At 34.5% G+C, this 15170-nt stretch carries 16 protein-coding genes; 13 read left to right on the forward strand and 3 right to left on the reverse strand.

The genetic code is table 11. The features are described 5' to 3' along the window. Positions 1-479: 479 nt before the first annotated feature. A complete protein-coding gene (locus tag PKC55_RS17820; RefSeq protein ID WP_135105805.1) occupies positions 480-1049 on the forward strand; it encodes a helix-turn-helix domain-containing protein in 570 nt (189 codons plus the stop codon). 77 nt (positions 1050-1126) lie between these two features. Here PKC55_RS17820 and PKC55_RS17825 read toward each other — a convergent pair whose 3' ends face one another. After that, the gene (locus tag PKC55_RS17825) at positions 1127-1264 is read right to left on the reverse strand and encodes a hypothetical protein (RefSeq protein WP_018075088.1); all 138 of its coding nucleotides are present in this window, start codon (positions 1262-1264) and stop codon (positions 1127-1129) included. A gap of 226 nt (positions 1265-1490) precedes the next feature. On the opposite strand from PKC55_RS17825, the gene PKC55_RS17830 reads away from it, so the two are divergent. The 10 genes from PKC55_RS17830 to rbp all read left to right on the forward strand — a co-directional run bounded on the left by PKC55_RS17830 (position 1491) and on the right by rbp (position 8831). Beyond that, the gene (locus PKC55_RS17830) at positions 1491-2873 is read left to right on the forward strand and encodes an NAD-dependent succinate-semialdehyde dehydrogenase (protein ID WP_135105807.1); all 1383 of its coding nucleotides are present in this window, start codon (positions 1491-1493) and stop codon (positions 2871-2873) included. 610 nt (positions 2874-3483) lie between these two features. Then, positions 3484-3768, forward strand: a complete 285-nt coding sequence (locus PKC55_RS17835) for a GlsB/YeaQ/YmgE family stress response membrane protein (protein ID WP_006844249.1) — start codon at positions 3484-3486, stop codon at positions 3766-3768. Positions 3769-3800: 32 nt separating this feature from the next. Further along, positions 3801-4304, forward strand: a complete 504-nt coding sequence (locus tag PKC55_RS17840) for an outer membrane beta-barrel protein (protein ID WP_135105809.1) — start codon at positions 3801-3803, stop codon at positions 4302-4304. 23 nt (positions 4305-4327) lie between these two features. Continuing rightward, positions 4328-5497: an OmpA family protein gene (locus PKC55_RS17845; protein ID WP_135105811.1), complete on the forward strand. Its 1170-nt coding sequence runs from the start codon at positions 4328-4330 to the stop codon at positions 5495-5497. Positions 5498-5514: 17 nt separating this feature from the next. Then, on the forward strand, positions 5515-5796 hold the full coding sequence (locus PKC55_RS17850; RefSeq protein ID WP_135105813.1) for a hypothetical protein: 282 nt from the start codon (positions 5515-5517) through the stop codon (positions 5794-5796). A gap of 76 nt (positions 5797-5872) precedes the next feature. Then, entirely contained in the window at positions 5873-6103 is a 231-nt protein-coding gene (locus PKC55_RS17855) for a hypothetical protein (protein ID WP_006844253.1), read from the forward strand. A 79-nt stretch (positions 6104-6182) separates the two neighbouring features. Continuing rightward, a complete protein-coding gene (locus PKC55_RS17860) occupies positions 6183-6590 on the forward strand; it encodes a hypothetical protein (RefSeq protein ID WP_135105815.1) in 408 nt (135 codons plus the stop codon). Positions 6591-6603: 13 nt separating this feature from the next. After that, positions 6604-7584 (forward strand): alpha/beta hydrolase, encoded by a 981-nt coding sequence (locus PKC55_RS17865; RefSeq protein WP_135105817.1) that lies wholly within the window; start codon positions 6604-6606, stop codon positions 7582-7584. A 13-nt stretch (positions 7585-7597) separates the two neighbouring features. Then, the gene (locus tag PKC55_RS17870; protein WP_006844256.1) at positions 7598-7807 is read left to right on the forward strand and encodes a hypothetical protein; all 210 of its coding nucleotides are present in this window, start codon (positions 7598-7600) and stop codon (positions 7805-7807) included. Between the two features lie 724 nt (positions 7808-8531). After that, complete coding sequence (gene rbp / locus PKC55_RS17875) at positions 8532-8831, forward strand: RNA-binding regulator (RefSeq protein WP_135105818.1); 300 nt, start codon at positions 8532-8534, stop codon at positions 8829-8831. Positions 8832-9346: 515 nt separating this feature from the next. Here the strand turns inward: rbp and PKC55_RS17880 are convergent. After that, positions 9347-9742, reverse strand: coding sequence for a hypothetical protein (locus tag PKC55_RS17880; RefSeq protein WP_228093907.1), 396 nt, complete (start codon positions 9740-9742; stop codon positions 9347-9349). Between the two features lie 398 nt (positions 9743-10140). On the opposite strand from PKC55_RS17880, the gene PKC55_RS17885 reads away from it, so the two are divergent. Continuing rightward, a complete protein-coding gene (locus PKC55_RS17885) occupies positions 10141-11136 on the forward strand; it encodes an acyl-ACP desaturase (protein ID WP_291126126.1) in 996 nt (331 codons plus the stop codon). 252 nt (positions 11137-11388) lie between these two features. Here PKC55_RS17885 and PKC55_RS17890 read toward each other — a convergent pair whose 3' ends face one another. Further along, entirely contained in the window at positions 11389-11523 is a 135-nt protein-coding gene (locus tag PKC55_RS17890; protein ID WP_006844260.1) for a hypothetical protein, read from the reverse strand. 202 nt (positions 11524-11725) lie between these two features. On the opposite strand from PKC55_RS17890, the gene PKC55_RS17895 reads away from it, so the two are divergent. Beyond that, on the forward strand, positions 11726-15170 hold a 3445-nt coding region (locus PKC55_RS17895), incomplete at its 3' end, for a glycosyltransferase family protein (RefSeq protein WP_524536950.1).

The raw sequence follows: 15170 nt of genomic DNA on the forward strand, positions 1-15170 counted from the left end.
AACCAAATGCATTTAGTGAATTATTTGTACTTAAAGCGTCACTTGTGGGAGAAAATATATAAACAACTTATAAAGGAACTAATTTCCCGAATATATTTTGTTATACATTTCTGATTATTAATTACATAATTCACAGCTTAACAAGCTATACCTATTTTTCAATTGTGTTCTTTATTCGAAAGACTGACATTAATGGGTATTCCTCGATGTTCATGATAAAGATCAAATCTTATTGATGTCAACTCCTACAAGATTATTCAATTTAGCCGGAATAACTCATTAAATATCTGAATTTTAAATTATTTGAAACAATAAGGCTTAATTAATTGTTTATAATAGTATAGTGTTCTTTTCTTCATTCTATATATCTACACCACTTTTCGCAGAATCTGATGTTTTTATAAGCCAATCATAAAATGAGATTGGAATAAGAAGTTCAGTTACTCTCTTTTATCAAAAAACAAATAAATATTACCATTATGAAAATATACATTAGACATATGGTAAGTCAACGATGCAAAATAGTGGTAATACAAGAGTTAAAGAAATTGGAACTCAATTATATTACCGTTGACTTAGGGATTGTTAATCTTTCCACACATCCAACACATGAACAAAATATCCAGCTCAAACTAGCCATGGCTAAAAGCGGATTAGAACTGATAGAAAACAGGAAGGATATAGTGATCGAGCAGATAAAAATAGCAGTCATAGAATCAATATATTATTCAGAAAATAAATTAAAGATTCCCTTTTCAACCTATCTAAGTAATAAATTAAACCTGAACTACACTTATTTATCTAATACATTTACAGAGTCGCAAGGCTTTACAATTGCGCATTTCATCATTATGCATAAAATTGAACATGTTAAAGAACTCATTCAATACAATGAATTAACTTTTTCGGAAATTGCTTTCAAAATGCATTACAGTAGTATTGGCCATTTATCAAACCAGTTTAAGAAAATAACAGGTACTACTTTATCATTTTATAAGATGCATGGTCAAAAAAGAGAAACCAATATTGAAAACCTGTTAATTCTATAATATTCAATTATAAACACATAAAGCAATAGGGGTATACCGCAAAATAGATAGCACTTCTAATGTTTTAAAAAAAAATATTATTTAATTTTCAAATCATCTAATCCTTTTCTGTTTTTTTCTGCTCGTTTATTAGCCTTTTCCGCTCGCTTTTCTTTCAAGTTTTTTTGAGGAGTTTTTTTATCCGCCCGGTCTTTTCCTTTATCTTCTTTTGACATAACTATTAAAATATTAATTATATCCAAAGATGAGAATTATTAAATCCAATATTATTACATAAAAAGTAAAATGAGTTACATATTTTACATATTTAGTGAATGACAATTATATTCTAATATCGATAATCTGTAAAACATGTAATTAATAAACGATTAGTTGTAATATATCTGGGGTATAAGAGAACTACCTTTATGAACTAACACCTAATGTGTTAGACAAATTCATATGTCAATAAAAACAGTAAATCCAGCAACAAATGAAAAGCTGAAATCATTTGATGAAATGTCGAAAGATGAAATAGAGACTGTTATCAACCAGTCAGATATTACTTATCAGAGTTGGCGAAAAACAACTTATAAACAACGTTCGGAACTATTGCATAAAGTAGCACAAATATTACGAATAAGAAAAGAAAACCTTGCTGAACTAATCACTACCGAAATGGGGAAACTGATTGGTGAAAGTAAAGCAGAAATAGAACTTAGTGCGGATATCTTTGATTATTATGCTGAAAATGCTGAAAAATTTCTTGCGAATAAGATTTTAAGACCTAAATATGGAGAAGCATTAATACGCTACAGTCCGATAGGAGTTTTACTGGGGGTACAACCTTGGAATTTTCCATTTTATCAGGTTGCACGTTTTGCTGCCCCCAACATTATGATAGGGAATACTATTCTTTTAAAACATGCTTCTAACGTTCCTCAGTGTGGAATAGCATTGAGCGAAATATTTAAAGAAGCAGGTGCTCCACATGGATTGTATATAAACTTATTGATACCTGGCAACAAGATATCAAGGCTTCTTGCCGATGAGAGAATTAAGGGTGCTTCTCTGACTGGCAGTGAGCAGGCCGGAGCCAGTTTAGCAGAAGCTGCAGGAAAAAATATTAAAAAATCAGTCTTAGAACTTGGAGGTAGCGACCCATTTATAGTATTAGATGATGCCAATATCGATAAAACCATTTACTGGGCAGTAATAGCCCGAATGAATAATACAGGACAGTGTTGTGTTGCTGCAAAACGTTTTATTATAATGGAGTCTGTCTATTTTGAATTTCTCAATAAGTTTAAAGCGGCTTTACTGGCCCTAAAAGTGGGGGACCCGATGGATAATGAAACGGAACTTGGGCCATTAGTAAGTGAAGAAGCTTTGACTAACTTATTAGATCAGATAAACAGATCGGTTAAAGCCGGAGCCAGAATAGAATTGGGTGGACGGCGGATAGATCGTTCCGGAGCTTATATGGAAGCAACCATTCTTTCCGATATAAATAAGAATAATCCTGTCTATTCTCAAGAGCTATTTGGTCCTGTTGCATTATTATTTAAAGTAAGAACTGTAGAGGAAGCAATTAGTCTGGCAAATGACACTAGCTATGGGCTAGGTGCGTCAATTTTCACAAGTGATATAAGACAAGGGAAACTAATAGCTGATCAAATAGATAGCGGAATGGTTTTTATAAATCATCCGACATGGACCCAAGCTGATTTACCATTTGGGGGAACAAAGCGATCAGGATATGGACGAGAATTATCAGAATTCGGTACTGAAGAGTTTGTCAATAAGAAATTAATCAGGACAAGCCTTTTAACCGATCCTTTTTAAACGAGGATATTCTGATAAAATTTCACTATAACCTAATTTTAGAAATTAATAAATAAAAAAGAGGATTAGTTAAAATCCTCTTTTTTATTTATTAACTAACTTTTTATTGTTATCCTTCTATAGATCGATTGTGTAATACGATCGACAATTCAGGAAGATAAATTTGAATGTTCCTGTATAAGAAAGCTTTTGGGAAGATATGAGGATAACATTCCAATTTCCAGTAGATTCCAGGCTAGTAGCTATATTATAACCTATGACACTATTTCCTTCTGTAATTAAAGCTGTCTTCTTTTTCTGATTTGGAGACCCGATTCTCATCCTTCCATTCATATGCAAAATGTATTGAATAGCTTATAAAGGAAATAATTTGCCTAATATATTTTGTTATACATTTTTGCTTATTAATTACATAATTCACAGATTAACAAGTCATATCTATTTTTCAATTGTTTTAACTATAGAAAGACAGATATCTGTCAGATACAATTTAAAGCATAATCTGAGTATTATGTATGAAAAAATAAAAGCATTGGCCGGATTGTCAACACCGCTATGCTCCATCACTTCCGGTTGACTGAAAATCAAATAATAATTAAAAACAAAGGAAATGGAATTAGGTATCATTGGTTCAATAGTCATTGGCGTCCTTGCAGGTTTTATAGCCGGTTACATTACAAAAGGACGTGGTTTCGGTTTAATTGTAAACCTGATAGTGGGTTTAATCGGAGCGGTCTTAGGCGGATTTCTTTTCAGCGTACTAGGTATAAATTGGGGTGGGATTGTAGGAATGCTGATTGTGTCAGTTGTCGGTGCAGTTGTCTTTTTATGGATACTATCTTTATTTGGCGGGTATAATCGCAATAATAAGTCCGGAGGTAAATCTAACGGTTAGATTATTTAGTTGTAAATAATAAAAAATAAATTATGAAAAAAATCATATTATTACTTGCTTGCATAGCTACAGGACTTAGTCTTTCCGCCCAAAAAGGAGACAAAGCTGCTATTGGCAGTTTAGGTTATCAAACCGATTATAAACGTTTTGCAATCGGTGTACAGGGACGATATAGTATCTTGGATAATGTACTTATAGCTCCCGATATTACATTTTATTTCCCCAAAGATAAAGTAACAGGATTAGACGTTATGTTAAATGTCCATTATGTATTCAATCTTTCAGAGGAAAGAATATCCGTCTACCCTTTAGCCGGTCTGGGTATACAAAATAATTTTTATGGAAAACAATCAGTTATAATCGGGGGAACAGAACAAAAAACTGATTCTCATGCAGAAACAGATTTAGCATTCAATCTGGGAGGAGGTATTACCTACCAAGTAGATGACAGGTTCTTTTTGAATGCTGAGGCCCGATTTATATTAGGAGACAACGACTGTGCCGTAATCCTGATTGGATATGGATACAAATTTTAAATAAATAATTACACGAATAAATTATGAAAAAGATTCTACTACTTTTTATTATTACACTTTCAGCGGTTACCTTATCCGCACAGCAAAAAGAAGGTCAAAGTACCAAAGCGGGTAGTAATACCACATTTGTTGATAACGGTTTCTGGGATAATTGGTTTATCGGAGCCGGGGCCGGTTCAAATATCTATTTCGGAGACAAAGATGTAGATGCTACTTTTTGGAGACGGATGACGGTAACCCCTAATTTTCAATTCGGAAAATGGTTTAACCCTTATTCCGGAGCTCGTATCAAACTATCGGGAGGAACAAACATACATACTTTCAATAATGATGCATCGCTGATGACCCGCAACAGGTACGTGAGCGCCGAACTAAATTATATGTTGAATGTGACCGATTACCTGATGCCTTATAATGCCGACCGTATTTACGCTTTCATTCCTTATATCGGTGTGGGCTGGGCTTACGGCTGGGACTACAAAAAACTACCTGAGTATGCAAGCAATAGCAATCACGTGAACAGTGTAACATTTGATGCAGGTATCATTAACCGTTTCAGATTTTCTCCTCGTGTTGCCCTTGATATTGAACTATCAGGTAAATTGCTTAAAGATGATTTTGACCAACGCACAGGAAGCAAAAGAGGTTATGATCTTTTGGGAACAGCTTCTGCCAGCCTAATCTTCACAGTCGGAAAGAAAGCCGTATTTACCGAAGCTATATTGAGGGACCAATCAGAGATAGACCAGTTGAACAATACCATTAATATGCAGCGTGCCGATATGGCAAGATTGGCGCAGCGTCCGGTAGAACAGACAGAACCTACTGTGGTTGTAAAAGAAGTTATCCGGGAAGTACAGGTCAGTGAAGAACCGGTCAATAATGTTGTCCTGTTTGGCATTAACAAGGTAAAGGTAGAATCCCATCAGGAAGTCAATGTTTATAATGTCGCCAAATATCTGAAAGAAAATCCGGATAAGAAAGTCAGGGTTATCGGTTATACCGATAAAGAAACAGGAACAGCAGTTATAAATGAAAAATTATCCAGACAAAGGGCTCAGAATGTGGCTGACATCATGACCGGCAAATACGGGATAAATCAGGACCGTGTTATTGTTGAATGGGAAGGTCAGACCAATCCTCCATTCGATGTAATGGAATGGAACCGTGCCGTAATTTTATATATTGAATAATTAAAGAAGAAGGAAAAATGAAAAAGATTTTAAGTATACTGTTTATCTCAGGATGCGTGTTAATACTCTCCTCATGCAATACAAAAACTGGAGCAGACAAAGATTTTGAGAATATGAAAGATTCTGTAAATAAGTCTATTGATAAAGCGGCTGATAAAACAAAAGAGGATGCCGGGGAGGTAAAAGATTCCTGGAATCAGACAAAAGATGCTGTTGATAAAAAAGCAGATACAATCAAGAGCAATATAAAGAAAGACGTCAAAGATATAAAGGAAGATGTTAAGAAAAAATTAGATTGACATCCCAACACGGTGAAAATGCCGACCGATCAGAATAAATAAAGAGGTCGGCTTATTTCAAATTAAACAAAGAAAAATGAAAAAGATTATAAGTATACTGTCTATCTCAGTATTTGTATTCGTTTCATGCAATACAACAAGAGGCGCCGGGAAAGATTATGAAAACGCAAAAGAATCGGTCACTGAATCTGTCGATAAAGCCGTTGATAAAACAAAAGAGGGTGTCGGCAATGTAAAAGATTCATGGAATAATACAAAGTCGGATACCATCAAAACTGTTATAAAGAAAGATGTTCCGGTAAAATAGTATTATATTCGGACTATGTGAAAATGCCAACCGATCACAATAAATAAAAAGGTTGACTTATCTCAAAGATGAATATAATATGAAAAAGTTACTGATTCTAAGTATAATGATATTAACGGCTGTTGGTTTTATGTCTTGCGGAGACGATGACGACAATGCTCCGGCATTAGGTGCCAATGTGCAGGTTACAGTAAAGAACTTAGTGGGTACTATCCAACCCAATACTACTGTTTACTTATACAAGGATACGGAAGTAGATAGTTCTACAAAAAGTGCAGACGCGGACAAACATGTTGTAACAGATCAGAATGGTGTTGCGACATTCAGTTTAAATTTTACAGAATTAAATCTATTTGAATCCAAAACGACTCTGTCTTTTGCCGTCTTTTATGAGGTTGGAGGTGTTGAATTTATTGCTCCGGGCACTACTAGTGTGACTGTAAAGAGAAATGATGAGAAAAAACTGAATCTTATAATTCCAATCTAAAAAGAAGAAATACATGGAAGAACAAATAGAAAAAGAAGATGATTATCTTTCTGATAATCATCTGAGTGTTGGAGTAAAAAAATATTTAAAAGTGCTGAATGATGGAGTTCCTGTTGAAACATTATCGAAAGAGGATGCCCGCAATGTTCTTGTAACAGCACAGAATGGAGTGAAAGTAGATTTATCAGGGATTGAAGAATCTGAAAAAATAATTACAGATAAAGATTATCCGGTAAAACTAACGATTGTTCGTCCTAAGGGAATAACAAAAAAACTACCCGCTTTTATTTTTATACATGGAGGTGGGTGGATTTTAGGTGACTATAATACGCATAAACGGATGGTACGCGACTTAGTCATAGAATCGGGATATGCCGCTGTTTTCATAAATTATAACCCTTCGCCAGAAGCTAAGTATCCACAGGCTATCAATGAAATTTATGCAGCTATCAAGTGGGTATCAAAGCATGGAGACGAAATAAATATAGACAGTAAACGTCTGGCTCTGGTCGGAAATAGTGCCGGAGGAAATGTGGCTATTGCTACCAGCTTATTGGCAAAGAAAAATAATGATTCATTTATCAAAGTTCAGATTTTATTATGGCCCGTGACAAATACTGATTTCGATACAGAATCGTACAAAATGTATGGTGAACAAAGATTTTTGACTGCATCAATGATGAAATGGATGTTCGATCAGTATACAGCCGATTTAAAACAACGTAAAGAGATTTACCTTTCACCTCTTTTGGCTTCTATTGATGAACTTAGGGGATTACCACCTACCATCGTACAGGTGGCAGAAAATGATATATTGAGGGATGAGGGCGAAGCGTTTGGGCGTAAGCTCGATGAAGCAGGAGTCGATGTTACAACTATCCGTTACAATGGTGTAATTCATGATTTCGGGCTATTGAATGGGTTAGCAGCCTCACCCCAAACACGTTCGATGGTCATATATTCGGCAGGTATATTAAAATATTATCTCAAATAAATAAAAAATAGTTATGAAAAAAGTATTATTTGGTCTAGTAATTGGCTCTTTAGCAGGGTATTTAATTCGTAAGCTGCAAGACGATGGGCAATTTGACTGTATTTATGACAATGCCAACAAATTTTTCAGGAAATCAAAGAAAGATTTAAAGAATATAACCGATATTGTTAAAAACGAAGCCGGATATTTAAAAGATCGAGTAGAGGTGAAAACTGAAAAATAAAAAAGAATGTTTTTTCGATTCTTCCGGTAAATGAAATACGGTAAATAAAAATACCATTTAGGGAAATTATTCCTTAAATGGTATTTGCCGTATGTTTTACAAAGATTAGGAATAAAGCTAGAGACCTCTGATCTATACCCATACGATCAAATTTTATCCATATATAATAGGAATTACACATCTAACGAGTCCATAAAGATATATAATGCGCCTGTAGTATTACACACATGGTATATCTGTAATTTACCTACATAAAGCTTCCTATTGCTTTACCCTGTTATTGGATACAATAAATACTTTCATTTAATTCTTATTTACTCCATCTGTCATATTTTAATCGTTTAAACCACAATAAGGAATCTACAATGAAAAGAAGCATAAGTAAAATACTTATAAATGTTTTTATCCCCAATCCATTGAATTCTCATTCGGATGTAATCTCTTAGCAGGCACAAATACCGAAAAATTTCTATAAATATAAAATGGGGTTGTGTTTGTTAGTTAAAATATTTGCTATTCGCATAAAAAACACAATAATTAACTATATGTCAGTATTTTATAGCAAAAAGGAAGTAATCTTTAAATACTTAGACGTATCTTTGTATTAAAGATTTGAGTTTTTATTACAAATTTCATACTTATCCTTTAATTCCACAGATTTTTAGTTTAAAGTGCTTATTTGCCGTAATTCTCTTCTGATTATTTATTTTATAATTTTTTTACAATGAACATTTTTATCGCAGGTTTGAGTTACGATGTTAACGATGCCGATTTAAACACTCTTTTTAAGGAGTATGGAGTTATTAATTCAGCTAAAGTTATTATGGATCGTAGTACCAGCAGGTCTAAAGGCTACGGATTTGTTGAAATGGACAACAACGAAGATGCAAATAAAGCAATTTCAAAACTGAATGGAGTTGAATATGACGGAAGAACTATCTCAGTCTCAGAAGCAAGACCTCGTCAGGAAAGAAGTAACAACTCTTATGGTAACAATAGGGGAGGTTATAACAACAGATATTGACAAATATTTTACAGATTGAATATAAAAATAAGGTAGCTCAATCGGGCTACCTTATTTTATTTACTCTCGATCATATTTTTATCTTAGTAAAAAATATCTATAGAAAATAAGTTGCTGATAGATTGATTTTAGATAAGATCTTTCAGCGTAGAGATACAACATTGAACAATATGTACTCCAATATTTTGAACTCTGTTTTTTATAAGTAGAGCTGTATATTGATCTACAATACCACTCTTTTTTAGGTGTAGAAACAACTATACTTCGGATCTTGATTTTTTGTTTATTTGTCAGATCGGGAGGAGTACTGGTCATAACCTAATTTAAAAAGATATAGGAAAACGTGATGAAGAAAACGCTTTTAATAGATGAGAGAGGCTATCGTCTTCCGGCGGGCCTCTCTCTAAGAAATGTAATATTATGCAAACATCTTACATTCGCTATATTAAAACAGTAATTACATATATTTCGTTTAATAAATTACTGTTAATTAACCTACTAATAATTTAAACTTCTTAAAGAACGACACCTTCCTTGATTTGAATTTCTTTTATTTTACGATCAGCTTTTTGTCGGGCTTTCATTTTTGACTTTTCTGCTTTTTCGATAGCCTTGAGAGTAGATTTTTCTAATTTTTGTTGATCATTATTGGCTCTTTTCTCTACATCATTACTTGCATCTTTTCTCGCTTTTTCAGATGATTTTTTATTGTTCTTTTCTTGTTGTTTCTTCGCCTTTTCAATATTTTTTTCTTGTTGTTCCTCCGCCTTCTTAATTTCTTTTGCTTCTTTCTCCTTAATTTTAGTTATTTCAGATGATGTCTTTTCACTGATTACTACATTTTGCCCGTGAAGAAAAACAGGTAGCGATATGCCTATCAGCATAATTGTAAAAATGATAATTTTTTTCATTTGTTTTTGTTTTAAATAATATATTCGTATTATAATAAACATTTGAGAGAATTATTAGTTGGTTATTTCACAACAAATTAACGAATATTGTTTATCAGTTCTAGATTGAAGTACAAATAGTTTATAACCTTATTCAACAGAGTAATTCACTATAAATCTTTCATAAAGAAACGAGTAAAATAAAATTCATGGAAATTCATTTCAGCCGCTTACATGATAGGTGTTTAACTATTAATAACTTGTAGATAATGACAAAATATAATAATTTACTATTAGTGCTTGAAAATAATTTTACCTTTACAATACATCAGCCTTTTACTGCGAAAGATATACTCCTCTCAGAAACATTTGAGAAAAAGGAAAGATCAGATGTAGAAGGCATTAATTAATATAGTACAATGTCAATTACAAATATCCGTTTAGAAGTTATGCACTTCTTAGAAAAAAATGTAGATCATTTTATTACTCAGTTTTTGGTTCCTGTTGAAAAAATATGGCAACCGTCTGATTATCTCCCCGACTCAGAAAAAGAAACTTTTTTTGAGGATGTAAAAGAATTACGCGAACTGGCCAAAGAACTTCCTTACGACTTTTGGGTCGTATTGGTCGGGGACACCATCACCGAGGAGGCTTTGCCCACTTATGAATCGTGGCTGATGGATGTAGAAGGTATAGACAATGTAGACGGAGAAAAGCGCAACGGCTGGTCAAAGTGGATCAGGCACTGGACAGGAGAGGAAAACCGTCACGGCGATTTATTAAACAAATACCTTTATTTATCCGGCAGAGTGAATATGAGAGAGATTGAGCAGACTACACAACATCTGATCAATGACGGCTTTGATATTGGAACAGGAAGAGATCCTTACAAAAACTTTGTATACACCAGTTTTCAGGAATTGGCAACCTTCATTTCGCACAATCGTGTAGCAGAAATAGCTAAAAAAATGAGTAATGAAAAATTGTCGAGAATGTGTAAACGTATTGCAAGTGATGAAATGAGGCATCACCATGCTTACAGCGAATTTGTAAAGCGTATATTTGAGGTAGACCCGAGTGAAATGATGCTTGCTTTCCAATATATGATGAAACAAAAGATTGTTATGCCCGCTCATTTCCTGAGAGAATCGAAAGAGAAAATAAGTACTGCCTTCGAACAGTTTTCAAATGCTGCACAGCGCATCGGGGTATATACTGCCACTGATTACGTAGATATTATGCAAAAACTGATAGATAAATGGCAGATAGATAAAATTTCAGGATTAACAGACGAAGCAGAACGTGCCCGTGATTTTCTGATGAAGCTTCCTGCACGTATGTCTAAAATATCAGAACGATTGGTTATTCCAGTCGATTCTTATATTTTCAAATGGGTACAACCTGCTGTGAAATAATACCATTGGACGAAGTATTGTCATTATTCGTGGCAATACAGGTGAAAGATAAACTCTTATTTAAGAAGTTATTACAGAAAGTCGAATTTGAATAAATAAAGTCAATCAAACACAGATAAGAGCATATTAAAGAATTCCATCATGTATAAATGTTAAAATACGTCGATTCGATTATAATTGTAGTTAGCAGAATAGCGCAAAACGAAGAAGTATAATTGTTACCAACTATAAACAATGCCCAGACCCTAATCGTTATTTTTTCAAGTCATCCAACCCTTTGCGATTCTTTTCTGCTCGCTTATTAGCCTTATCCGCTCGTTTCTCTTTTAGATTCTTTTGAGGAGCTTTTCTGTCTGCTCTATCTTTTCCTTTTTCTTCTTTTGACATAGTTTTTTTGTTTTAAATAATTTTTCAAGATCAGGATTTCTTATCGAAAATATATTACATAATTAAAACTATAAGTTACATAATTAATAGTTTCAACACTTTTGATGACTTTACCTAAGAATTATGTAACTTATTGAAGATATTATGTAACACAAACACCCATAAATCAGCATACCTTTTAAAATAAACAGAAGAAACAAATATGTTAGATTTTAGAAGTTATAAGAAATTCCAAAACAAAGTCAATAATAAACCTTTTTACGGTGAATTGTTTAATACAGAACAGTTGGCAGAGTATTCGAAAGCACTTGGAGAGGATCATCAGGCAACAGGGAGTACACAGAGTAATTATCTGCGAGAGCAATTAGATTATAATGATGGTGTTCTGTACGATTTCAATAATGAAATGTTAACAAGTAGCAATCGAAGTTATGTAACTCCCGCTATCGAATGGATGATCGACAATTTTTATTTAATTGAAGAGCATATTTTATTAGCCCGACATCACTACCCCAAGGAGTATAACCAAGAACTTCCTTGTCTCTTAAAAGGTGAATATAAAGGGATACCCCGTATATATTCTTCAGTCATAGAACTCATCTCCCATACAGATTCTCAGATTGATATAGAATCACTTTCTGCTTTTTATAAGGCATACCAAATAAAATCTGCCCTCAAGATAGGAGAGCTCTGGGCAATCCCTATTATGTTACGGTTAGCGTTAATCGAAAATTTGCAACGTATTGCAACTCGATTACAGTTAAATACGAAACATCGAGATACAGCAAAACTGTGGGTCGACAAGTTGGAAGATACCGCTCTCAAAAAGCCCTCCAAATTGATTGAGATAGTAGCTGATATGTCCCATTCCGATATCCCGACATCCGGTTCTTTTGTATCGGAATTCAGTCAACGGTTATCGTCTCAAAATTCGACATTACAGATAGCCCGGAATTGGCTTGAACAAAAACTGGCGGAGGACGGGCTTTTTATAGACGAACTGATCTATCAGGAAAATCAAAATCAGGCAGCAAATCAATTATCTGTTAGTCATATCATAAATAGTCTCCGGTTTATAAATACAACCGACTGGAAAATATTTGTTGAAAAACAAAGTATTGTAGAGCAAATCTTACTTAAAGATCCCTCCGGAACTTATGGATCTATGGATTTTAATACTCGTGACCATTATAGACATATTATAGAATCATTAGCACAAAACAGCCTTAGATCAGAGATTGAAATCGCTCAATCTGCAATTACATTAACCCAATTGTATAAAGATACAGGCACACGACAAGCTCATGTAGGCTATTTTTTAATAGGTGATGGAAAATATTTACTCGAAAAAGAAATTGATGTAAAAAAGACTGTCTCGACAAGAATAAAAAATGTATTAAGAGGTGCTCCCTTAGCTGTTTATGCCGGATCTATAGCTGTATTATCTCTACTAGGATTTATCCTATTTGTTTCTGTCTTTCAATCTAAAGAAATATCAATAACACATTGGCATTTCATAATTTTATCATTTCTCTTTCTTATTTTCATTAGCCAGTTTGCAGTATTCTTCGTCAATTGGATAATTACACTTTTTGCAAAACCGGATATTCTACCTCGGCTCGATTTTTCCAAATCGATACCGATCCAATACCGTACAATGGTTGTTATCCCAACCATCATTTCGAATGAAGAAAATATTGATAGTCTTATCTCCCAATTGGAACTTCATTATCTATCGAATAGAAATACCAACCTTCATTTTGGATTATTGACAGACTTTCCAGATGCTCCTAACGAGAAAGAGGCCTCCGATGATCTCTTGCTCAACCGGGCACGTTTAGGGATTGAAAATCTCAATAAAAAGTACAGGATTGATAACGGCACTTTGTTCTATCTATTTCACCGTCCCCGTCAACGGAATCCGAAAGAAAAAACATGGATGGGATATGAGCGAAAAAGAGGTAAGCTAATGGAATTTAATTCATTACTAAGAGGAACGGAAAACAACTGCTTCTCACGCATTGAAGAAGAACTGTCTATATTGCTAAGCTTTAAGTATGTGATAACCTTAGATGCAGACACACAATTATCGCCCGACACTGCTCATAAGCTGATAGGAACAATGGCTCACCCGCTGAATCAGGCAGAACTTGATGTGAAACGCAATGTTGTAATTCGGGGTTATGGTATTCTTCAACCTCGCGTTTCGTCCAATCTTGTCAGCAGTCAATGTTCCCCTTTCTCACGCTTGTTTACAGGCGACTCGGGTATTGATATTTACACACAAACTGTATCCGATGTTTATCAAGATGTGTTTCACGAAGGTTCTTATATGGGTAAAGGTATTTATGATGTAGATGCTTTTGAAACCAGCTTAAACAACCGTTTTCCTGAGAACAAAATACTTAGCCATGATTTGTTGGAATCATCCTATATACGTTCCGGACTTGTTAGTGATATAGAAGTTTCCGAATCATTTCCTTCGGGTTATAATATGGATGCAAACCGTCGTTTTCGCTGGATACGGGGCGACTGGCAAATCTTACAATGGATATTGCCTTGCATTCCTAATTCGGGTAAAGGTTTTTCCCGAAATCCTATTTCGAGTTTAAGCAAATGGAAAATACTTGATAATTTACGTCGAAGTATAGTCTCGCCTGCAACATTGTTATTTTTGATCGGATTTACAACATTGTTTCCTCAAAAACTTTGGGCAGGTCTATTGTTGATTCTTCTCATTACCGCTCTTCCTTTTGTATTGGAGAATATAACCAACTCTTTACGCAAAGCAAAGGACCAATCGTGGAAACTCCATTTATGGGAGGTCTTAGAAAAGAGCATGCATCAATTTAAACAGGTTTTATTTGCATTCGTTGTTCTTCCATACGAAGCCTATCTATGTGTAAAAGCAATTATTGTCACTCTTTGGCGGCTCACTATATCTCATAAACATCTGATGCAATGGCAAACCTCTGCCGATGTAGAGAAAAAAGCAGTTAATACGCTATCGGGATTCTATAATAGAATGTGGTTTTCGCCGGTAATGGCTATCTTCTGCGGAATATCGTTAGGTATGTACAACCCTATCATGCTATACGTTTCTCCGTTTTTATTTATATGGATAATTGCTCCATATATCGCTTGGCGCGCAAGTTGTCCCACAAGCCCCAAAATATCTCACATAACAGATGGACAAGATCTTTTACTACACCGTATAGCCCGTAAAACCTGGCATTTTTTCGAGATATTTGTTAATGAAAAGGAGAACTGGTTAGCACCCGACAATTTTCAGGAGACACCCAATCCTGCTATTGCTTCCCGGACTTCTCCTACCAATATTGGTCTGTCGTTATTAGCCAATTTATCCGCCTTTGATTTAGGATACCTGACAGCCGGAAAGCTTGTAGAACGAACAACGTTGACTTTCGATACAATGACAAAACTGCAAAAACACAGGGGGCATCTGTATAATTGGTATAATACCGAAACACTTGAGCCAATGCTTCCGTTGTATGTATCGAGTGTAGATAGTGGTAATCTGGCAGGACATTTGCTTACACTTGCTCAAGGGCTAAGGGAATTGGAAGAAGATAATATTTACAAGCCTGTTATTTTCGAAGGGATGCTTGACACTGTACAGACAATGA

This window comes from Dysgonomonas sp., assembly GCF_035323175.1.
Lineage (GTDB): Bacteria > Bacteroidota > Bacteroidia > Bacteroidales > Dysgonomonadaceae > Dysgonomonas.